This window comes from Lachnoanaerobaculum sp. ICM7 (assembly GCF_000287675.1).
Lineage (GTDB): Bacteria > Bacillota > Clostridia > Lachnospirales > Lachnospiraceae > Lachnoanaerobaculum.
Genome location: NZ_ALJL01000001.1, coordinates 60,446 through 82,347, shown reverse-complemented (window position 1 = coordinate 82,347; position 21,902 = coordinate 60,446). Strand labels below are relative to the sequence as shown.

Sequence of the window (21,902 nt, the reverse complement as noted above, 5' to 3'; positions counted from 1 at the left end):
TTTGGATGTACATATATACTATTATCAACTATATACTCACCTTCAAACTTCTCTCCATATTTTTTCTGCATGTAATATTCTACTGCATTCATATAATCTTGCCTTGTAAGCATCAAAATCCTTACTCCTCTTTTTACAAGTATATCCCTGAGGAATACAAGTCCAACTATAAAAACTATTATCAGTAAAATACCCCTTATTGCCTCTTCATTTTGGCTTAGTCTTCTCTTTTTCAACATTTGATTTTTTAACCTCTACTCGATAGAAACTTCTGCTTCAGGAAACATAGCTTCAATGTTTTCATTTATCTTCAAATGATATAAATGTAAATTCTCTAAATGTGCCAATTTTTTTATTATATATATATTATCAAGCACATGCTCATCCTCATAAATACTCTTATCTCCATCATACGCACTTGTGTAACTAAACCATACAGTTTTAGTATTCTTAAAATACTTTATATCTTCAATATTTTTTACTTTATATTCTCTAAAGTTTATTGATACAAACTGAACCTTTTCAAGATCTTTTTTCCAAATTATTCCATCTAATGCCTTTTCTCTTCTATCTACCATTGACACTTTAGATGATATTAAAGTATCTCTTACCGCCCTTTCAAACTCTCTATCTTTAAAAAAGACTATTTGGTTCATAATGTATATACAAATTACCGACATCACAACAATAGCAATTTGTATTCTTCTTTTTTTCATCATATCCCATACCTCCGGCAAATATTTCAAACTTAACACCTTTAGAAAAATTTGTATTAAAATTCTCAATACACGCTTTTGTCATTTCAATTTCCCCGGTATCTACTTTGTAACTTGGATAAATTCTGTATTCACATATATACAAATATCCGTATATATTTACTCTATAACTACCCTCGCATTAGGAAACATTTTCTTTATATTTTCTATAGCTTCATCATCTAACTTTAAGTGATATAATTGCAAGTCATCCAAGTATTTTAAATCTTTTATCTTGTATAAATTATCAAGCACATGCTCGTCATCATATATACTCTTATCTCCGTCATATGCACTTGAATAAGCCAAATGTATTGATTCAACATTCTTAAAATATATCAAGTCGCTTATGTCTCTTATATGATATTCTCGGAAGTTTATATATATTTTTCCTACACATTCAAGATTGCTCTTCCAAATAATACCTTCTAGTGGCTTATGTCTTTTATCTTCATCTGTAGTATACATCCAGTAATTAACCTTGGTTTCTCTTACCAATCTTTCAAACTCCGGGTCATGGAAAAAAGCTATTTTATTTACAGTATATAATGCAAATACGATAATAATTATTATGGTTATACAAATTATCTTCTTATATTGTAGGATATCATATAATGCTTTTTCCTGTAAGTCATCTTCTGTTGGTCTATTCTTGATTGGCATAATCCTCACGTCCTTTCAATATATCTATATCTATAAATCTTTTTTCCACATTATCATATACTGCAACTATCCTGTAGAAGAAGCTTCGTTTATTATTTATCATGTCAATATACTTCTCTTGAAATTTTTTTAAATCCGAATCCGTAATATATGTTGCTAATATTACATTACTCTCAAGTTTATTATCTATAAAAATTTGACATATGCTTTTAAATTCTGTGTCTATATATTCTATACTATTATTTGTAAATATATTTACATTGTAATCTCCCTTACTCGCATATATTCTCATATCTGTATCTTTGCTCCAGCTGTCATCCAATGCAAACCCATGTGGCTCTATATACACTTTACACTCTCCGTATATAGGTTTTACCAGCTCATATATATACTTCTCAAGTTCTTCTTTCTTTAAGTATCCTACATAATTATCATGAAAATATGTCATCCCTCCCTCACTCTCAAAGTCCACTACTACATGCCACTCCGGTTTTGACTTTGGATGTACATACACGCTATCTTCATATACATATTCTCCTTCAAACTTCTCTCCATATTTTTTCTGCATGTAATATTCTGCTGCATTTATATAGTCTAACTCTGTTAACATAGTAATGCTTACTCCCCTTTTTACCAGTATATCTCTAAGGAATACCAGTCCCACTATAAATGCTATTATTATAAGAATACCTCTTATTGCTTCTTCATTTTGACTTAATCTTCTCTTTTTCATCCTATTCCTTTAAATAAAAATTCCTCTGTGTTCATATATTGTAATAAACCATATAATCAAAAAATCTGTATATATTTACTCTATAACTATCCTTGCCTTTGGAAACATTTTCTTTATATTTTCTACATCTTCATTGCCTAACCTTAAGTGATATAATTGCAATGCCTTTTCCTGTAAGTCTTTATCTGTAGGTCTATCACTTGCCATAATCCTTGTCTCCTTCCAATATACGCATATCGTCAAAACCTGTTTTGTACGCCTTATCATAAAAGCTGGAAATTCTATAGTAAAACTTTAATTTATTAAACGTATAGTCTATTATTTCTTCTTCAAACTTATCAAAATCTTTTTTCGTGATATATGTTACCAGTAATCTGTTGGTCTGCAAGTCTTTATCTACAAATATATTACATGACTTTTCAAAATCTTCTTCTCTGTTTTCAACATTTTTATTTGTAAATATAAATGTAATATAGTCACTATTACTTACATATGTCATCAAGTCTGTATCTCTATTAAAGCTATCATCCAGTGAAAAACCATACGGTTGAGTATACACTTTACAATCCCCATATATCGGTTTTACCAGCTCATAGATATACTTCTCAAGTTCTTCTTTCTTTAGATATCCTACATAATTATCACTAAAGTGAGTTAATCCATTTTTACTATAAACTTCTACTACTGCGTGCCACTCAGGTTTTGCCTTAGGATGCACATATATACTACCTTCCAGTATGTAGTCCCCTTCAAACTTCTCCCCATATTTTTGCTGCATATAATATTCTACTGCATTCATATAATCTTGCCTTGTCAGCATCAAAATCCTCACTCCCCTTTTTGCCAGTATATCTCTAAGGAATACCAGTCCCACTATAAATACTATTATTATCAGAATACCTCTTATTGCTTCTTCATTCTGGCTTATTTTTCTCTTTTCCATCCTATCTCTCCAATCAAAAAGTCCACACAATTATATCCTGACAAAGTAATACTTTAACTTATCAGTAACATAAATGCGTGGGCTGTATAAATTTTCTATTCTTCTTTAATAAATCCGTAGTAAGATGCGGTCTTCATATTTGCAATATCAAGTACAGTTTCATCTTTCAAAAGAAATCCCATGTAGGGTATCATGTTCGGTTTAGATATCTGTTCCTTACCCTCTAACATAAATGTCGTATTCTTTGTATAAATGCATATAAAATCTTCAACCGTATATTGATCCGATCTGTTTATAACGTCTATCAACTCATCCTTGGTCACACCATATGAGGAAAGCTTCTTTTCAATAAAATCCATTGCTTTCTCACCTCTGTACAATTTATATGTTCCGCCATAATAATTGTCATCGGTAACCCCCTTCTCCTGATACCAGAAAAAGCTGTGGTCCTCATTGAACACCCAATATGATCCGTCATCATATGAAATCCATGATGTTTTTGTCAGAACATCCGGCTCGTTATTTTCGGCCTTGTCTGAACTAAAACATCCGCTAAGTAGAAATACCGCAAGTAACATTGTCACAAAAATTGTCTTAAGTTTTCTCATAAGATATCTCCTTATTTGATTTTAACGAACTGAAGCAAATAAACTGTTATCTACAGTATATATCATTTTCGATATTTTTCAATGTATTTCCACTTTATTCCCTATGTCCGCCTATTTGCCTGTTTCTGTCAAGTGCAGTTCCCTCTTCTTTGAGATTAAGCCCTTTAAATATGGCATTGTTTCCGAATTTTCTTTTTACTTTAAGTACGGCTTTCATTCTGCTGCTTTCTTTTTCTTCCGAAATGCTGTTTGCTTCCAAGAGATTTCCCGTACAGCCTGCGCTGCTTTTATGACTTATCTCACTCGCAACTATGGTTATCCTTCTAAACAGCAATATGGGATTTGCAAGTTTCTCAAATAGCTCCTCACTTTTCTTGCAGATCTCTTTTGTGGAATTGGTATATGATAAAAGATTTATCGAGCCATGTGCTCCCTCAGGTACGCTCCTTCCGTAAAAGTCTTTTGTAATATTCCCGGTATAATTTTTTGCTGTTTTCGGATCTGCCAAGCTGTCTATATCGTATCCTATACTTAAAGTTATCTGCCTTGTGGCGGTATCTTTTTCCAGCAATGAAAATGAGAGTCTTTCCGCCATCTCTATAACAATCGTTCTTACCTCTTCATAGCTGTATGCTCTAAGCAATACCTGACCTTCGCTTATACTTTTCTTCTCCGGTGTATATGCTTTTATATCTTTGATATCCGTATTGTCAATTCCCCAGGCATGTTCTATCAAAAAGCTTGCATTTTTTCCAAACAGCTTATATAAAAGATTCATTCCCTCATTGGCACGATTCTTTTTTAAGCTCTCCCTTGCAATATCTCCCATTGTATACATTCCGTACTTTGCAAGGTTCTTGCTGTAACCTCTTCCTATTCTCCAAAAATCGGTAATAGGTGTATGACTCCAAAGCTTTTCTCTGTAGGATTTGACACTCAGCTCTCCTATTCTTGCTCCATGCTCATTAGGCTCGGCTCTTTTTGCCATGATATCCATAGCTATTTTTGCCAGATACATATTTTCACCTATACCGGCACTTGCCGTTATTCCTGTGGTATCAAGGACATCTTTTACCATTTTTTCCACAAAACCTGTTGCATCATCGCCTGCATATCCCGTAATATCTATAAAGACCTCATCCACCGAATATACATAGATATCCTCAGGTGAGACATACTTTAGATATACACTGATTATTCTTGCGCTGTACTCCATATATTTTTTCATTCTCGGTACAGCCACCACCAAATCAACTTCCAGCTTTACATTTTTTTTGAGTTCTTCAAGAGAATATGACTTTCCTTCAGCCTTTCCTACAAGTTTTTCTCTTCTGTTATTTACTTCCTGCAGTCTTTTTATTACTTCAAAAAGTCTTGGCCTTCCCGGTATTCCAAAGGTCTTAAGTGCGGGACTTACCGCAAGGCAGATAGTCTTTGAGGTTCTGCTCTCATCAGCCACCACCAGATTTATATCCAAGGGGTCCAATTTTCTTTCTCTGCACTCTACCGAGGCGTAGAAGGATTTTAAGTCTATTGCCGCAAATATCATTTTTTTATTATTCATTTTCAATTATCTATTATTTTAGCTTCTTTTCCCAATGCAGGTATTATCTTATTTAAAAAATCTTCAGTGCTTATCTTCAGTGTTGATGTATTCTCACATGGATGACATCTGATAAAATCCGCCTGTATTACATCTTTGTCTATTACAAGTTCCACTCTGTTGTCTTTGTCATTTAAAAGTCCGAGTACACTTACAGATCCCGGTGTTACATCCAAAAATTCCTTCAAATAGTTTTCTTTTGCAAAGGAGAGTCGGGACATATCCAGTTTCTTTGAGATATCTTTTGTAACATATTTCTTATCTCCGGGCATCATAAAGAGGAAAAACTTTGTTTCCTGCCTGTTGCAAAGAACTATATTTTTGCATATCTTAACTCCAAGCGTACCCTCTATCTCCTTGCACTTTTCCATATCTGAAGCTTCATCATGGTCAACCACCTCATATTCCACTCCCAAGCCGTCCAAAAAATCATAACATCTTTTTTCTTTGTCCTGTCTGTTTTCTATATCAACAGGTCTTCCCTTATAGGGTTTTGAAATATACATAATAACCTTCCGAAATTACTCTAATATAAATACATATTTTTTCTCATTTGAAAGCTCTTTATCAAATTTGAATCCGAGTCTGTCAAACTTTTTTATCTCATCTTCATTTTGGATATTTCCGGATGCAAGGAAGTTTACCATCTCACCTCTTGCCATCTTTGCCATGGTGGCTTTTTGTACTACCTTACCGTCTTTTTTCTCGGCAAACACACATGTGATGAATTTATTTTCTTTTGAAAGATAGCTTTCTATAGTTTTTGAATATTCTTTTGAGGCAAGATTTATTACCACTTCTCCGGTTTCAAAAATCCTTTTATATATTTTATCTCCCCAAAATTCATACAGATTTTTGTGCTCTCCTATTTCCATCTTTGCCTGCATCTCAAGTCTGTACGGACTTACGCCGTCAAATGCTCTAAGTATTCCGAAAAATCCCGAAAGTATATATAAATTCTCTTTTATATACTCTATTGCAGAGGTTTCCATTACATTTACCGCCATATACTGATACTGTATACCTTGATAAGAAAATATTGCAGGGGTAAGACTCCCCTGCAAATTCATGTTTTTAAATCTGTCAAAATTTTCATTTGCAATCTTTTCATTGCATTTCCAGATCTCTTTCAGCTCTTCGTAAGATCTTTGTCTTATCTCTTCTAAAAGGATCTTGCTCTTATCAATATATGTAGGTACACTGCTGCCGATATAACAGTCTGTATTTTCTATCATTGTCTTGGCAGGTGATACTACTGTTTTCATTCCAAAATCTCCAACATCTCAGCCGGATTCTTGGCAGCTTTTACCTTATCCATAGCCTCTATGATAACTCCCTTTTCGTCTATAAGATATGTGGTTCTTACCACTCCCATAGATACTTTTCCATAGAGTTTTTTCTCATGCCATACATCATAAGCCTGTATCACGTCAAGCTCAGGATTTGAAAGCAGTGTAAAAGGTAATGAATACTTATCTTTGAATTTCTTATGTGATGCTACACTGTCTTTACTGATGCCTACAACCTCTACTCCTTTTTCCGTAAACTGCGGATACAACTCTCCGAAGCCGCAAGCCTGCGCACTGCATCCCGGAGTATTATCCTTTGGATAAAAGTATAATATAAGTTTCTTACCTTCATAATCTGAAAGGTTTCTGACGGTTCCGTTCTCATCCGGAAGTGAAAACTCCGGTGCTTTTGTTCCTATCTGTAACATAAATTTCCCTCCTTATAAAATCTCTTTAAATATACCTTTAAGTGCCGGATATATCTTTCTAAACTTTTGGTACTTTTTTTCGTATTTTACCACGAGTTCCGGTTCCGGTTGTATTCTTTCTTTTATTTTTATTATGGACTTTGTAGCCGCTTCAACACTTTCGTATTCATTGCAGCCTACCGCCGCAAGTATGGCAGCTCCAAATCCCGGACCTTCTTCGCTGACAGGTACTTCCACTTCTACATTCATGATATTTGCCACCAGCTTTTTCCAAAGTGCACTCTTTGCGCCTCCGCCGCATATCATGGTCTTCTTTATCTCTATGCCGAGGCTTCTTGCCACTTCCAGAGAATCTCTGAGTCCAAAGGTAACACCCTCCAATATTGCAAGTGTCATATCTTCTCTTCTTGTGTCCATACTCATTCCGATAAATGTACCTCTTGCAGCCGGATCATTGTGAGGTGAGCGCTCTCCCATAAGATATGGTAAAAAGAACACCTTATTTTCTCCAAGATTATCTATATTTTCCTGTTCTTTTGAAAAATCCTTTGTCTTTAAAATATCTTCCATCCACCATTTATTACATGAAGCCGCACTGAGCATACATCCCATAAGGTGGTATTTTCCATCCGAATGATCAAATGAATGAAGCGCATTATACTTATCAACTCCGAAGTTTTGACTGGATATAAATATGGTTCCTGAAGTTCCCAAAGAAATATTGCAGGCTCCTTCTCCCACAGTACCTGTTCCTATGGCTGCAGCCGCATTATCTCCGGCTCCGGCTATTATTTTTATATCTTCATTAAGTCCGAGTTCTTTTGCAAGTTCAGGTTTTATATTTCCTACCACCTCAAAGCTCTCGAAAAGTTTTGGAAGCATATTTTCTGAAATACCGCATATTTCAATCATTTCGGATGACCATTTTTTATTTTTCACATCCAAAAGCAGCATACCGGAAGCATCCGAATAGTCTGTAGCAAAGCTTCCGCTAAGCATATAGCTGATATAATCCTTCGGAAGCATTATTTTTGAAATTTTTGCAAAAATCTCAGGCTCATTATTCTTCACCCAAAGTATCTTAGGTGCGGTAAATCCTGCAAATGCGATATTTGCAGTGAGCTTGGAGAGTTTTTCCTTCCCGATAACATTGTTTAAATAGTCGGTTTCCTCAGTACTTCTGCCGTCATTCCAGAGTATTGCAGGCCTTAATACTTTGTCATCCTTATCAAGGATAACCAGTCCATGCATCTGTCCTCCGAAACTGATACCGCCTATCTTATCGTCTAAGCCTGCAGCTATCTCCTTTAAGCCTTCTTTTACCGCTATAAACCAGTCTTCGGGCTTTTGCTCACTCCATCCGGAATGCGGAAAGTATAGAGGATACTCCTTTGATACAGACTTTACAAGTTCACCCTTACTGTTCATCATTACAAGCTTCAGGGCTGAGGTTCCCAAATCAACACCAATATAATACATACACGTCTCCATAAATTAAAAGTTTATTCTACTATCTATTACATTAAGATTCTACTCTTACCTTGTCAATTGTATTCTTGCTCTTTTTACTGATAAAGTTGCTATCCTGTTTTATATCTGTTTTGATTTTTTAAATCTTTTCGGTAAATGCAACTTAAATACCGAATCCACAAAGAATATGGCAAGGGCTATGGAGCCCGCAATTTTTAATGCTTCGTTCATATAAGTACTCAAGTATGTCGACTCTCTTATAAAGGCGTAAGCACATCTGTATATTGAGCCTCCGGGCACTATCGGCAATATTCCCGGTATAAGGAAATTACTTACCGGTGCTTTTAAAACTCTGGCAAGTATATGTGACATTGTTGCAATACAAAGTGCTGAAACAAGGGCGGCAATCTCCACCCTACTTGCTACCATCTCCATCAAAAGATATACAGCCCAGCCAACCATTCCGGTCATTCCTGCCTGTACCATGTATTTTTTCGGCAGCTCTATCATAATACAAAAAGCCACCACTGCAATAAATGCACCAATTATCTTAAACAACATATCCGCCTCACAAAATCACATATGCAAGTGCCACACCTACGGCAACCGCAAAAGCTACAACTCCGGTTTCAAGCATTCTGCTGACACCTGCGGTATAATCACCGTTTAGAGTATCTCTCATCGCTGTGGTAAAAATAACTCCGGGTACTATCGGCATTATTCCGCCTATTATTACCAGATCTATATTCATATTTGCAAATACAAATCTTTGAAATCCCACCGCTGTCAAAGCCATGGACAGTGTGGAGATCATATTCAGGAAAAATGAGTTAAACCCGAATGGAACCAGCGCCCACTGTGTAATTGCCATTGCAAGTCCGGCAACTCCCGCCACCATGCAGTCGGTAAAATCTCCGCCAAGCATCATGGTGAAAAAAAGTGCCACTCCTACAAAGGAAAGTCCGTATAAAACACCTGTAAACTGTCTTACATCCCTTATCTTTTTTATTTCTGAATACGCCTCATATATATCCATTTTCCCTGCACTCAAGGCTCTTGATACATTGTTTATCAGATATATTCTGTTGATATTTGTAGTTCTTTCAGGTACTCTTTTTGACATAGTAATAAGCCCTTCATCACTGTCCAAAGTCAAGGTAATACCTGTTGCCAGAACAAATGCAGTATGCGATTCACATTTTGAATAGTCAAGTATCCTGTTCATCGTATCTTCCACTCTGCTGATCTCCGCTCCGGCTATGAGCATAGTCTCACCTGCAAGCATGGCTGTCTCCGCAACCACTCTTTCCAGGCTTTTTGACACATTCTTTTTGTCTGCCACTTCCTCTTCTCCAATTTATTATTTTTATAAGTTTGCTCTGAGCTCACTTATCTTATCTCGCAAAAGTGCCGCATTTTCAAAATCCAGCTCCGCAGCGGCTCTAAACATTTTCTTTTCAAGCTCTTTTATAAGCTTGTTTATCTCCGCTTTATCCATGGATTCCACATCCTTATCAATAGTTGATACACTCTCGGCAGCCTTTGATATCGCTATCAGATCTCTTACCGCCTTCTTTATTGTGGTAGGTGTGATACCATGTTCTTTATTGTAGGCTTCCTGTATGCCTCTTCTTCTGTAGGTCTCATCTATTGTCGCCTTCATCGAATCCGTCATATTATCGGCATACATTATTACATGTCCGTCCGCATTTCTTGCAGCTCTTCCTATGGTCTGAATAAGTGAGGTCTCACTTCTTAAAAATCCCTCTTTATCCGCATCAAGTATTGCCACCAAAGTAATCTCCGGTATATCAAGTCCCTCACGCAAAAGATTGATACCTACAAGTACGTCAAACTTATCAAGTCTCATGTCTCTGATAATCTCCGCTCTCTCTAAAGTATCAATATCTGAATGCAGGTATCTTACTCTGATACCGACTTCCTTCATATATTCGGTAAGATCCTCCGCCATTCTCTTTGTGAGAGTAGTGATAAGTATCTTGTTCTTTTTTTCTATTTCTTTGTTTACTTCGGAAATCAAATCATCTATCTGACCTTCTACAGGTCTTACGCTTATAGGCGGATCCAAAAGTCCTGTAGGTCTTATGATCTGCTCCGTTCTAAACATTTCATGCTCTTTTTCATATACACTTGGTGTAGCGGATACAAAAAGCATTTGATCTATCTTTGATTCAAACTCTGAAAACTCCAAAGGTCTGTTATCAAGTGCCGAAGGCAGTCTGAAACCGTAGTTTACCAGGGTGGTCTTTCTGGATCTGTCACCTGCATACATTCCTCTAACCTGCGGAATGGTAATATGAGACTCGTCTACTATTATAAGAAATTCATCCTTAAAATAATCTATCAATGTATAGGGCGGTTCACCGGGTGCCGAACCGGTAAGATGTCTTGAGTAGTTTTCTATCCCCGAGCAAAATCCGGTCTCTCTCATCATCTCCACATCAAAATGAGTTCGTTCATCTATTCTTTGAGCTTCTATAAGCTTATCCTCCGATTTGAAGAACTTTACTCTCTCTTCACACTCTTCCAAAATATTTTGTGTGGCAATCATCATCTTTTCAGGTGCCACTACATAGTGAGATGCCGGGAAGATGACCGCATGTGAAAGTTCGGCTAAGATATTTCCTGTAAGTGTATCTATCTCAAGTATTCTGTCCACCTCATCACCGAAGAACTCAAATCTTAATGCTGTGGATGTGGATGCCGCCGGAAATACTTCAAGCACATCTCCACGTACACGAAAAGTACCACGATGAAAGTCCATATCATTTCTGTCATACTGCATATCTATCAGCTTTCTTATGACATCATCTCTGTCTCTTTCCATTCCCGGTCTTAAGGATACCACCATCTCCTGATAGTCTATGGGGCTACCAAGTCCGTATATACATGACACTGAAGCCACTATTATCACATCTTTTCTTTCTGAAAGTGATGCTGTGGCGGAGTGTCTGAGTTTATCTATCTCGTCATTTATTGCAGAGTCTTTTTCAATATATGTGTCTGTGGAAGGCACATATGCCTCAGGTTGATAATAATCATAATAAGAAACAAAATATTCTACCGCATTTTCAGGAAAGAACTCTTTAAACTCTCCATAAAGCTGGGCTGCCAATGTCTTATTATGTGCTATTATAAGTGTAGGCTTTTGCAATTTTTGAATAACATTTGCCATGGTAAATGTCTTACCGGAACCTGTCGCACCGAGTAAGGTTTGAAACTGGTTTCCCTCTTTAAATCCTTTTACCAGTGCCTCTATTGCTTGAGGCTGATCTCCTGTAGGCAAAAACTCTGAATGTAATTTAAATTCCATTATTTTAACCTTTCTGTCTGTCGGCAACTGCCAACCTACAAAAATTATAGCATGTGACAATACAAAAGTACAGTTAAAAGAACATTTGTTCGAAATATTTTAAACTGATTTTATAACACAAATACATGATAAATCAGTCTTGCGGATTGCTTACCTGTAGTATTCCGGCCTGCTTTTCCAACATATTTATAAAACTTTCCATTTGTCTGTTCACGAACTTATCTTTCTTATGAAGTACCTGATAATTCACCTTTATATGAAAATCCTTTATCGGCAATACCGCCAATGTGTTATCTCTCAGTTTCGGCTCAATCAGAAATCTCGGTAACACCGAATACCCCATATTGTTGCATAAAAGTTTGATAATCAAATTGGTATTCTGTGATTCAATGCTTGGCTTTATGCTAAGACCGAGCTCTGAGAGTTTACTCTCAAGAATATATCTGTAGCTTGCATTTTTCTCAGTAAGTATACAGGGATATTCCAAAATCTCGGAGAGCTCTATTTCATTTTTGTATGCCAAGGGGTGATTTCTTGAAGCACAAAATACAACTTCGGTTTCTATCTGCACATCTGCAACAAAATCCCTTGAAACACTCGGTTTGTCAAGCAGGAGCATTATATCTATATTATTGTGTTTTATCCCTTCAAAAAGCTCCGACGGAGTACATACCCTTACTTCAACATTTACATTCGGATTTTTCTCATAAAACTCCGCCAAAACCTGTGGAAATAATGTGTCGCAAATAGAATCTATAGTTCCTATTCGAAGTTCTCCTGTCAGCATATCATCAGTTCTGATAAGTGACTCTTTTGCCTCTTCATTGAGCATAAGTATCTTCTCGGCATATGGATAAAACTGTTTTCCATGGTCGGTAAGCCGCACCTGTTTGCCGAGTCTGTCAAAAAGTCTCATCCCAAGGTCAAACTCCAACTGTTGTATCTGTATCGATACCGCCGCCGGTGAATACCCAAGCATTATTGAGGCTTTGTAAAAACTCCCCGATTCCGCTATTTTTACAAAGGTATTCAACTTTTTTAAATCTAAAAAATTTTCCATAACTTCCCCTTTATATGGTTGGTAAATGTTTTTGTAGTCCCACAGAATATTAAATACATTTAACTAATTATATTTATTTTTTTTAAATTATATATTTAATTTTTTAAGATTTACAATTTAAACATAGACCTACTATACTATATATATATAATATTTACCATAATAATATTTAATAAAACAGGCTGTTTGGGGGTGTGTTCAGTTTAATGAAAAAGGATGATATCAGGTACAGGACTTATGTCCGGATATTAAAAGATGAGCTTGTACCGGCTATGGGATGTACGGAACCTATAGCATTGGCTTATGCGGCGGCAAAGGCAAGGGAAGTACTTGGCAAATTGCCGAAAAAAGTGCTTGTTGAAGCCAGCGGAAGTATAATAAAAAATGTAAAGAGCGTGATTGTTCCGAATACAGGGCATCTGAAAGGTATACCTGCTGCGATAGCTGCCGGTATAGTTGCAGGCGATGCAAACAGAAAACTTGAAGTTATTTCCGATGTGGATGATAACAAGAAATGTGAAATTGCCGATTTTATGAACAATATTAAAATCGATGTAATTCCGCTTGATATCGGTTATGTATTTGATCTTATCATTACGCTTTTTGTTGGTGATGAGTATGTAAAGATTCGTATTACAAATCAACATACAAATATAGTGCTTATCGAGAAAAATAATGAGATAATTTTTGAATCCGAGATTGAGAACAATGCCGTATCGGGAAGCGCCGATAAAGATCTGCTGACTATGGACGGTATATGGGACTTTATAAACTCGTTGGATGTTTCCGATGTAAAGGATATCTTGGACAGGCAGATATTTTATAATACTTCAATATCTGAAGAAGGTCTTTTAGGAAATTACGGTGCAAACATAGGCTCCGTGCTGCTTGATACCTATGGCAATGATATTAAGGTAAGGGCAAAGGCAAAAGCCGCCGCAGGTTCAGATGCCAGAATGAACGGCTGTGAGCTTCCCGTTGTTATAAATTCCGGAAGCGGTAATCAAGGCATAACCTGTTCTATTCCCGTTATCGAATATGCCAAGGAATTGAAGGCTTCAAAAGAAAAGCTATATCGTGCACTGGCACTTTCAAATCTTACTTCCATACATCAAAAACATGGCATAGGTACACTGTCAGCCTACTGTGGTGCCGTAAGTGCAGGTGCAGGTGCAGGCGCAGGTATCGCCTATCTTACGGAAGGCAGTCTTGAAGCTGTGGAGCATACCGTTGTAAACACTTTGGCTATAGTATCGGGTATTATGTGTGACGGTGCAAAGGCATCCTGTGCGGCTAAGATAGCCTCTTCAGTAGATGCGGCTATTATGGGACTGAGCATGTATAAAGACGGTCAGGCCTTCCATGGCGGTGACGGTATTGTAATGAACAATATTGAGGAAACTATCAAGGGAATTTCAAAGATAGGTAAGGACGGAATGCGTGAAACAAATAATGAAATTATAAAACTTATGGTGGAAAGCCATTAAAATTAGGAGGATTTTGATATGAAAAAGAACGGTATTTTAAACAGCCTTCCTTTCAGGCTATTGCTTGCACTTGTTATAGGTATTGTTGTGGGACTTTTCCTAAACAAAAATGATACAAGTGCCGTTTCTGTAGCACTGCTTAATATAATTGTGACTGTTAAGTACATTGTCGGGCAATTTATAGGATTTTGTATTCCGCTTATTATTATAGGTTTTATTGCCCCGTCTATTACAAGGCTTGGCAGCAATGCGTCAAGAATACTTATAGTTGCTCTTATAATAGCCTATGTTTCTTCAATCGGTGCGGCATTCTTTGCCACCGCCTCAGGCTTTATAATACTGCCACATATGAGTATTACGCCTGAAGTTGAGGGCCTTAAAGAATTACCGGAACTTGTGTTTCAGCTTTCAATACCGGCTATAATGCCTGTTATGAGTGCTCTTTTCTTCTCAATCATGGTTGGCCTTGCGGCTGCATGGAACAGAAGTGAACTTATTACCGGTATTTTGGAAGAATTCCAAAAGGTTGTACTCAGCATAGTAACAAAATTTGTTATTCCTGTACTTCCTGTTCTTATCGGTACTACTTTTGCAACTCTCGCATATGAGGGAAGTATTACAAAACAATTGCCTGTGTTCCTTGTTATTATCATTATGGTAATGATAGGTCACTATATATGGTTGGCACTTCTTTATCTTATCGCAGGGGCTTATGCAGGTGCAAATCCTTTGGATATAATAAGAAACTACGGACCTGCATACATGACTGCGGTAGGTACCATGTCAAGTGCCGCTACACTTTCAGTTGCTCTGGAATGTGCCAAGAAATCAAAACCGCCTCTTCGTGATGATATGGTAAATTTCGGTATTCCGCTGTTTGCAAATATCCACCTTTGCGGCTCTGTTATGACTGAGACATTCTTTGTTATGGTAGTTTCAAAAATGCTTTACGGGGAATTCCCTTCTCCTGCAAAGATGATTTTATTCTGCCTTCTTCTTGGTGTGTTTGCAATAGGTGCACCGGGAGTTCCGGGAGGTACAGTAATGGCTTCCCTGGGTCTTATAACCGGAGTTCTTATGTTTGACGAGACTGGAACCGCTCTCATGCTTACCATTTTTGCCCTACAAGATTCATTTGGTACAGCTTGTAATGTAACCGGAGATGGTGCCTTGACACTTATACTTACCGGATATGCAAAAAAACATAAGATTGAACCGCAAAATCTTGGTAACATACTGGAGTAAACAAAAAAGTCCCTGAAATGGGACTTTTTTGTTTACTCACTTTTATTATTGTATATCCATTTTACTACAGCCATTGATATTATTATTATATATCCTATCACGCTGAATCTGTCGGGTATTTGCTGCATAAATACAAATCCGAGTAATGCCGAATATATGACCTGTGTATAATCATATATCGCTATTTCCTTTGCAGGTGCATAGCTGTAAGCCTTTGTAATGCATATCTGCCCTATCATGGCACCGCATCCTGCAAGTACAAGCATTGTAAGCTGTATAAGGCTTGGACTTACATAGTTCATAGCTATAAACGGTATTCCTGCGATAGTTGAAAAGCATGAAAAGAAAAATACTATAAACATTCCGTTTACACCGTTTCCTGTAAGTTTTCTCACAAGAGTATAGGCAATTCCCGCCATCATTCCTCCTGTAATTCCTATAAGGGCCGGAAAGAATGTAAAGCCGACTCCAGGCTTTGCTACAAATATCATTCCGATAAAGGCTATAACAGTGGCAATGATATCAACCGCTCCGGCCTTTTCCTTCAGTATCAAGAAGCCTGCCAAAATGGCAAAGAAGGGACTCATTTTATTTAAAATTGTGGCATCGGCTATATTCATATGGTCTATAGCATAAAAATTACATATAATACCTGCCATACCGCAAGCCGACCTTAGAACAAGTATACCAAGATTCTTGCCGCTTACAGACTTGGATCCTCCACTCTTCATAAGCATAAAGAATGCAACAAATGCTGCAATTAAATTTCTAAAAAATGCTTTTTCAAATGTAGGCAGATCTCCTGCCAGTCGTACAAAGAGCCCCATTAGTGCAAATCCGAATGCGGCTCCGAGTATATACAATATTCCGATCTTTTTATTGTAATTATTCATATTGAAATTCTTCTCTTGTCTGTTTTTCTCCAAATATCTTACCAAGTTTTTTAAGACAATATAAAAATCCCGGTATAAGGAAGATATCCGCTATAACCCACGCAAGTGGTGAACCCATACATGCCGCAACAAAACCGAAGTACTTAACTCCTGCAAATCCTACTATACCTCTTGCAAACATCTCACATACACCCGAAAGTATTGCAAACATAGGAAATCCCATTCCCTGAATTGAATTTCTCCATACATTTACAAATATAAGTGCAAAGTAAAATCCGGAGTTCCACAAAAGGAATATTCTGGCCTTTTCTATTACATCTGTCTTGGAAGCGTCTATAAAGAGCTTCGGCAACTCTCCGCCGATAAATATAATAAAAACAAATACGATAACCGAATATATTATACCTATTATTGTTGCTACTTTTACGCCTTTTCTAACTCTGTCAAGTTTTCCTGCACCTACATTTTGGCCACAGTATGTAGCCATTGTCGCTCCAAGCGCATCGGTTACGGCCACACAGAAGCTGCTTATCTTACTCCCTGCCGTAACGGCAGCCACAGTCACCGCTCCAAGACCGTTTACCGCCGACTGCAGTATTACCGAACCTATCGCTGTTATAGAGTATTGCAATCCCATAGGTACACCCATTGAGAGCAATACTTTGATATGCCTCATGGAGATTTTTCCCTCTCCCGCTTCCGGCTTTAATATATGAAATCTCTTTACCATGAATACAACGCAAAGTATTCCGGATACCAGCTGTGAAATAACCGTAGCGTAGGCGGGACCTGCCACTCCCAGTCCCATCACCTGTATAGATATTATATCAAGCACTATATTAAGAAGTGCTGCAACTATAAGAAAATACAAAGGTGTCTTTGAATCTCCCAATGCTCTTATAATACTTGCAGTCAGATTATATAAATACATTACAGGAATACCTGCAAATACTATTATTATATAGATATAAGCTTCATCCAGTATTTCATCCGGTGTATTTGTAACTATGAGAATTGCCCTTGTCAATAAACATACTGTCGCCGTCAGTACAACCGAGAAAAAAATCCCCACATATACCGCATTCATAGTGTACTTTCTCAACTCACTATAGTCTTTTGCTCCGAATTTCTGTGCTACAGGTATCGCAAATCCTGCAGTATTTCCTATAACAAATCCGTTTACCATGAAAAATATGGCACCTGTGGAACCCACAGCTGCCAATGAATTAACACCCAAATACTTACCTACCATTACAGTGTCAACCATACTGTAAAATTGTTGAAACAATGTTCCGATAAGCATCGGTATGGCAAATGCCAATATAAGTTTTAACGGATTTCCACGGGTCATGTCCGTAATTCCCTGTGTTTTATTCTGTATATTCTTTTCCATAACTACCTCAAAACAGTATTTACATTTCTTCAATACTCTTGTTTAAAACCAATTTCAGCTTTTCCATACTGTTATTTAATATAAGTTCCTGTGGGAAATCCATTTCTCTCAATAATATATCACAATTTCTGAAATCGCCTACCGAATCGGCATAATGGCTGTCCGTATTACATATGACATTTGTACCGTATTTTTTTGCGGCTTCCAGCATCTTTATGGCATTTTCTCTTCCGTTTTGTCTGGCCGAATCAGGATTAAGTGAGGAATTGTTAAGCTCCAGAACAATTCCTCTTTTATTTGCTTCTTTTGCAAGTTCATCGTGATCTATAGGATATCTTCCGTCATCCGGATGCCCTATAATCTTTACAAAGCGATTTGACATTGCACCGAAGTATGCATCCATATTCTCCTCTAAAGTTCCCGGATTTATGCAAATAGTATGAAGACTGGCTATAACATAGTCAAGTCTTCCCAGAACATTGTTATCTATATCAAGATTGCCCTTAAAATCTATTATATTTGCCTCCACTCCTCTTAAAATCAAGACATCCTTAAACCTTCTCGGAATAACTTTGAAATTCATAAAGTAGATATTTTTGCATGAACCCGGTACAGCCTCACTGTGATCTGAAAAACCATACGCCAAAAGTCCTTTTGCAGACGCTTCTTCCATATTTTCTTTCAATGTGGAATATGCATGACCGCTGGCTATTGTATGTGTATGCAAATCAAATAAAAAATCCATATTAATTCTTGAAAAGATCTCCCAACTTATCCATAGCGTTTGAAATACCGACCTTAGCTATCTGTGTCTTTACACCTTCAACAACTGAATCAAGCTGACCGTCAGGAATATCAATACCTGTAAGTCCTTCTATTGTCTTCTCAGGATCCTTTGCAAGATTTGATAAAAGTGCAGGATCCGCCTTTGCCTTATTTATTATATCTGTTACTATTTTTGTGATATCCATATTTTCTCCTTTTTTGTACAACTAAAGCCAAGACTATATAAAGTATCTTGGCTCCGGTTAAATATATTATTGATTTATATTAGTTTCCTGACATCTGCTTTGCAACTTCTTCTGCAAAGTTCTCGCTCTTCTTCTCAAGGCCTTCACCTGTCTCGAATCTGACAAATCCCTTGATAGAAATGTTTGCATTGTTTGCCTTAGCAACTTCTGCAACATAAGCAGCTACAGACTGCTTGCCGTCTGCCGCCTTAACATACTGCTGGTCAAGAAGACAAATCTCTTTAAGCTCCTTCTTAATTCTACCCTCGATCATTCCCATGATAACCTTCTCAGGCTTTGAAGCCTCCTTAGGATCGTTCTTGATCTGAGCCAAGAGAATCTCTCTCTCCTTTGCAAGGTACTCTGCATCAACTTCCTTATCTGAAGTATACTTCGGATGAAGTGCCGCAACCTGCATTGCAACATTCTTAGCCATCTCCTTGATTTCATCGTTTACAACATCAGTTGTAACATCTACAAGAACACCGATCTTTCCACCGGCATGAATGTATGAAACTACACAACCGGCATTCTCTTCTATCTTCTCAAATCTTCTGATTGACATGTTCTCACCGATGATTGAGATCATGCTTGAAAGCTTCTCACCTACTGTAAGACTTGTATCAAGATCCCACTTCTCATTCAAGAACTCTTCTGTATTGCTTGCAGTTGTCTTTAATGCCTGTGCTGCAACCTCTGCAACATAAGTTCTGAACTTCTCATTCTTTGCAACGAAGTCTGTCTCTGCATTAACCTCAAGTACAACCGCTTTCTTAGCATCATCGCTTACACAAACATCTACGATACCTTCAGCTGCTATACGACCTGCTTTCTTCTGTGCTCCTGCAAGTCCCTTCTCACGAAGGAAGTCAACTGCCGCATCCATATCTCCATCAGTTGCAGCGAGGGCCTTCTTACAGTCCATCATTCCTGCGCCTGTCATCTCTCTTAACTCTTTTACCATTGCTGCTGTTACTGCTGCCATTGTAAAACCTCCTAAACATTTATAAATATGACAAGTTGCAAAGCGGTAAAACCCTCTTTGCAACCCGTCTATAACTCAAATCTCTTTAAAATTAGAACTGTCTGTCGTCCAATTCTTCCTTATCAGGTGCAAATGTCTCACCCTCAAGTGAATCATCGGCAACGTCTTCTGATGTTGAAAGAATCTCACCCTGATTTGCCTCGATAACAGCATCTGCCATCTTAGCTACGATAAGCTTTACGGCACGGATAGCATCATCATTTCCCGGGATAAGGTAATCAAGCTCGTCAGGATCACAGTTTGTATCACAGATACCGATAAGCGGAATACCTAAAGTATGAGCCTCCTGAACACAGATTCTCTCCTTCTTTGGATCTATAATAAATATAGCGTCAGGAATGTTCTTCATATCCTTGATACCGCCGAGGTTCTTCTCAAGCTTCTCCCATTCCTTCTTTAACTGAATAACTTCCTTCTTTGGAAGTAAATCAAATGTACCGTCTTCGCTCATCTCTTCCAACTGACGAAGTCTCTTGATTCTTGACTGGATTGTCTTAAAGTTTGTAAGCATTCCTCCAAGCCATCTCTCGTTAACATAGTACATTCCGCAACGCTCAGCCTCTTCCTTGATAGCGTCCTGTGCCTGCTTCTTTGTTCCTACGAAAAGGATCTTTCCACCATCCTTAGCTATGTCTGACATAGCATTGTATGCTGTATCAACCATACCTACACTCTGCTGAAGATCGATAATGTGAATACCGTTTCTCTCTGTGTAGATATATGGAGCCATCTTAGGGTTCCATCTTCTTGTCTGATGTCCGAAGTGAACACCTGCCTCAAGTAACTGCTTCATTGAAATAACACTCATTGTTTTTCTCCTTTGGTTTTTCTTCCATCAAGCTTAAGAAAAGGACCTATGGCACCTCTTTCCCTATTCACTTGATGTGCTTATTTAGCTATAAAATATTATCATAATATTCATCATATTGCAACTCTTCTTTTTTATTGCCATGATACAAAATAAGACATAATATAAATCCCGCAGCAGCACCTGCCACATGCGCGGCATTGTCCACACCTGTAGTCCTAAATCCTGTATAAAGCATAAGTGCAAGAGAGATTGCTATCTGTTGTACACTTAAATCCTTTATTCTTCCTCTGTTTACAAGTAAAGCATATAAAAGCGCTCCCACTATACCGAATATCGCACCTGAAGCACCGGCACTTACAGCCACATCACCTGTGTAGGTCTGAAACCAATCCGAACCTATATTTGCAATTATACCTGAAAGCATATATATAATGAAGAATCTCACATGGCCAAGTATATCTTCAAGCTTTCCTCCAAGCAGTACCAAAATAAGCATATTGTTGACTATATGTTCTATTCCGAAGTGCATAAACATGGAAGTTACAAGCCTGTAATATTCACCGTTTTTTATATTTTCAGGAAAAGCCGCACCGTATTTGAGCATTACCATGGTACTTTCAGAGCCTCCATGGGTTTCAAGGAAAATAAAATATATAATATTTACAATGATTATGCTGATTGCAACATAATTTTTCTTACCTATTCCAAGTTCCATTATCTTATACACTCTGCTATTTTCTTTGCTGTCTCTTTTTGTAATTCCTTATCCGACTGTCCCGGTACCCAACTTACAATACTTGAAGCATCGTCATATCTCGGTATTACATGTATATGGCAGTGGAAAACCGTCTGACCTGCACTCTCCCCTGTATTTGCGAGTGTGTTAAATCCTGTAGCTCCAAGAGCCGCCATAGATGCCTTACCCAGTTTTGCAGCCAAAACAATTGCCTTTCCGGCTATATCCTCACCAAGTTCCGTAATATCTCTTGCATGTGTCTTCGGTAATATAAGCATATGTCCCTTGCTTGCAGGTGATAAATCAAGTATTACCTTAAAATTGTCGTCTTCAAAAACTGTATCTGAAGGAATCTCTCCGTTTGCTATTTTACAAAAAATACAATCCATATTTACC

At 37.5% G+C, this 21,902-nt stretch carries 25 protein-coding genes and 1 pseudogene; 2 read left to right on the top strand and 24 right to left on the bottom strand.

The window, feature by feature from the left end; all coding sequences use genetic code 11:
- The 16 genes and pseudogenes from HMPREF1140_RS00410 to HMPREF1140_RS00340 form a co-directional block, all read right to left on the bottom strand.
- A pseudogene (locus HMPREF1140_RS00410) lies at positions 1-236 on the bottom strand (hypothetical protein); the annotation flags it as partial.
- Between the two features lie 18 nt (positions 237-254).
- On the bottom strand, positions 255-719 hold the full coding sequence (locus HMPREF1140_RS00405; protein WP_009662115.1) for a hypothetical protein: 465 nt from the start codon (positions 717-719) through the stop codon (positions 255-257).
- A 156-nt stretch (positions 720-875) separates the two neighbouring features.
- Entirely contained in the window at positions 876-1,418 is a 543-nt protein-coding gene (locus HMPREF1140_RS00400) for a hypothetical protein (protein ID WP_009661915.1), read from the bottom strand.
- Positions 1,402-2,151, bottom strand: a complete 750-nt coding sequence (locus HMPREF1140_RS00395; protein WP_009661931.1) for a hypothetical protein — start codon at positions 2,149-2,151, stop codon at positions 1,402-1,404. Before HMPREF1140_RS00395 ends, HMPREF1140_RS00400 begins: the two co-directional genes overlap by 17 nt.
- Before the next feature lie 75 nt (positions 2,152-2,226).
- On the bottom strand, positions 2,227-2,358 hold the full coding sequence (locus tag HMPREF1140_RS13815) for a hypothetical protein (RefSeq protein ID WP_009661925.1): 132 nt from the start codon (positions 2,356-2,358) through the stop codon (positions 2,227-2,229).
- Complete coding sequence (locus tag HMPREF1140_RS00390) at positions 2,348-3,094, bottom strand: hypothetical protein (protein ID WP_009661934.1); 747 nt, start codon at positions 3,092-3,094, stop codon at positions 2,348-2,350. Before HMPREF1140_RS00390 ends, HMPREF1140_RS13815 begins: the two co-directional genes overlap by 11 nt.
- A gap of 95 nt (positions 3,095-3,189) precedes the next feature.
- On the bottom strand, positions 3,190-3,702 hold the full coding sequence (locus HMPREF1140_RS00385) for a hypothetical protein (RefSeq protein WP_009661912.1): 513 nt from the start codon (positions 3,700-3,702) through the stop codon (positions 3,190-3,192).
- A 94-nt stretch (positions 3,703-3,796) separates the two neighbouring features.
- Complete coding sequence (locus HMPREF1140_RS00380; protein ID WP_009661940.1) at positions 3,797-5,266, bottom strand: Y-family DNA polymerase; 1,470 nt, start codon at positions 5,264-5,266, stop codon at positions 3,797-3,799.
- A 2-nt stretch (positions 5,267-5,268) separates the two neighbouring features.
- Positions 5,269-5,811, bottom strand: coding sequence for a prolyl-tRNA synthetase associated domain-containing protein (locus HMPREF1140_RS00375; protein WP_009661937.1), 543 nt, complete (start codon positions 5,809-5,811; stop codon positions 5,269-5,271).
- 15 nt (positions 5,812-5,826) lie between these two features.
- Positions 5,827-6,570 carry a peroxide stress protein YaaA gene (gene yaaA, locus HMPREF1140_RS00370; RefSeq protein WP_009661901.1) on the bottom strand — a complete coding sequence of 248 codons (744 nt, stop codon included), beginning with the start codon at positions 6,568-6,570 and terminating at the stop codon, positions 5,827-5,829.
- Complete coding sequence (bcp, locus tag HMPREF1140_RS00365) at positions 6,567-7,022, bottom strand: thioredoxin-dependent thiol peroxidase (RefSeq protein ID WP_007595709.1); 456 nt, start codon at positions 7,020-7,022, stop codon at positions 6,567-6,569. Before bcp ends, yaaA begins: the two co-directional genes overlap by 4 nt.
- Before the next feature lie 12 nt (positions 7,023-7,034).
- Positions 7,035-8,501, bottom strand: a complete 1,467-nt coding sequence (xylB, locus tag HMPREF1140_RS00360; RefSeq protein ID WP_009661953.1) for a xylulokinase — start codon at positions 8,499-8,501, stop codon at positions 7,035-7,037.
- Between the two features lie 111 nt (positions 8,502-8,612).
- Positions 8,613-9,053: a threonine/serine exporter family protein gene (locus tag HMPREF1140_RS00355; protein WP_035619558.1), complete on the bottom strand. Its 441-nt coding sequence runs from the start codon at positions 9,051-9,053 to the stop codon at positions 8,613-8,615.
- A 7-nt stretch (positions 9,054-9,060) separates the two neighbouring features.
- Complete coding sequence (locus HMPREF1140_RS00350; RefSeq protein ID WP_009661926.1) at positions 9,061-9,834, bottom strand: threonine/serine ThrE exporter family protein; 774 nt, start codon at positions 9,832-9,834, stop codon at positions 9,061-9,063.
- 24 nt (positions 9,835-9,858) lie between these two features.
- On the bottom strand, positions 9,859-11,826 hold the full coding sequence (gene uvrB, locus HMPREF1140_RS00345; protein WP_035619578.1) for an excinuclease ABC subunit UvrB: 1,968 nt from the start codon (positions 11,824-11,826) through the stop codon (positions 9,859-9,861).
- 133 nt (positions 11,827-11,959) lie between these two features.
- Positions 11,960-12,886, bottom strand: coding sequence for a LysR family transcriptional regulator (locus HMPREF1140_RS00340; protein ID WP_009661959.1), 927 nt, complete (start codon positions 12,884-12,886; stop codon positions 11,960-11,962).
- Positions 12,887-13,092: 206 nt separating this feature from the next.
- Here HMPREF1140_RS00340 and HMPREF1140_RS00335 point away from each other — a divergent pair, with 206 nt between their 5' ends.
- Positions 13,093-14,373, top strand: coding sequence for an L-cysteine desulfidase family protein (locus HMPREF1140_RS00335; RefSeq protein ID WP_009661955.1), 1,281 nt, complete (start codon positions 13,093-13,095; stop codon positions 14,371-14,373).
- An 18-nt stretch (positions 14,374-14,391) separates the two neighbouring features.
- A complete protein-coding gene (locus HMPREF1140_RS00330) occupies positions 14,392-15,618 on the top strand; it encodes a dicarboxylate/amino acid:cation symporter (protein ID WP_009661949.1) in 1,227 nt (408 codons plus the stop codon).
- A 32-nt stretch (positions 15,619-15,650) separates the two neighbouring features.
- Here the strand turns inward: HMPREF1140_RS00330 and HMPREF1140_RS00325 are convergent, their stop codons facing one another.
- From HMPREF1140_RS00325 to HMPREF1140_RS00290, 8 genes are all read right to left on the bottom strand, one after another.
- A complete protein-coding gene (locus tag HMPREF1140_RS00325; RefSeq protein ID WP_009661944.1) occupies positions 15,651-16,511 on the bottom strand; it encodes a DMT family transporter in 861 nt (286 codons plus the stop codon).
- Entirely contained in the window at positions 16,504-17,904 is a 1,401-nt protein-coding gene (locus HMPREF1140_RS00320; protein WP_009661898.1) for an MATE family efflux transporter, read from the bottom strand. The genes HMPREF1140_RS00325 and HMPREF1140_RS00320 overlap by 8 nt, the downstream gene beginning before the upstream one ends.
- Before the next feature lie 19 nt (positions 17,905-17,923).
- Positions 17,924-18,649, bottom strand: coding sequence for a phosphatase (locus tag HMPREF1140_RS00315; RefSeq protein ID WP_009661904.1), 726 nt, complete (start codon positions 18,647-18,649; stop codon positions 17,924-17,926).
- A 1-nt stretch (position 18,650) separates the two neighbouring features.
- Complete coding sequence (locus tag HMPREF1140_RS00310; protein WP_009661964.1) at positions 18,651-18,875, bottom strand: hypothetical protein; 225 nt, start codon at positions 18,873-18,875, stop codon at positions 18,651-18,653.
- A gap of 79 nt (positions 18,876-18,954) precedes the next feature.
- Positions 18,955-19,899, bottom strand: a complete 945-nt coding sequence (gene tsf, locus HMPREF1140_RS00305) for a translation elongation factor Ts (RefSeq protein ID WP_009661928.1) — start codon at positions 19,897-19,899, stop codon at positions 18,955-18,957.
- 91 nt (positions 19,900-19,990) lie between these two features.
- Entirely contained in the window at positions 19,991-20,767 is a 777-nt protein-coding gene (rpsB, locus tag HMPREF1140_RS00300) for a 30S ribosomal protein S2 (RefSeq protein WP_007595680.1), read from the bottom strand.
- 88 nt (positions 20,768-20,855) lie between these two features.
- On the bottom strand, positions 20,856-21,485 hold the full coding sequence (locus tag HMPREF1140_RS00295; protein WP_009661962.1) for a rhomboid family intramembrane serine protease: 630 nt from the start codon (positions 21,483-21,485) through the stop codon (positions 20,856-20,858).
- Positions 21,485-21,895: an HIT family protein gene (locus tag HMPREF1140_RS00290; protein ID WP_009661952.1), complete on the bottom strand. Its 411-nt coding sequence runs from the start codon at positions 21,893-21,895 to the stop codon at positions 21,485-21,487. Before HMPREF1140_RS00290 ends, HMPREF1140_RS00295 begins: the two co-directional genes overlap by 1 nt.
- Positions 21,896-21,902: the final 7 nt, after the last annotated feature.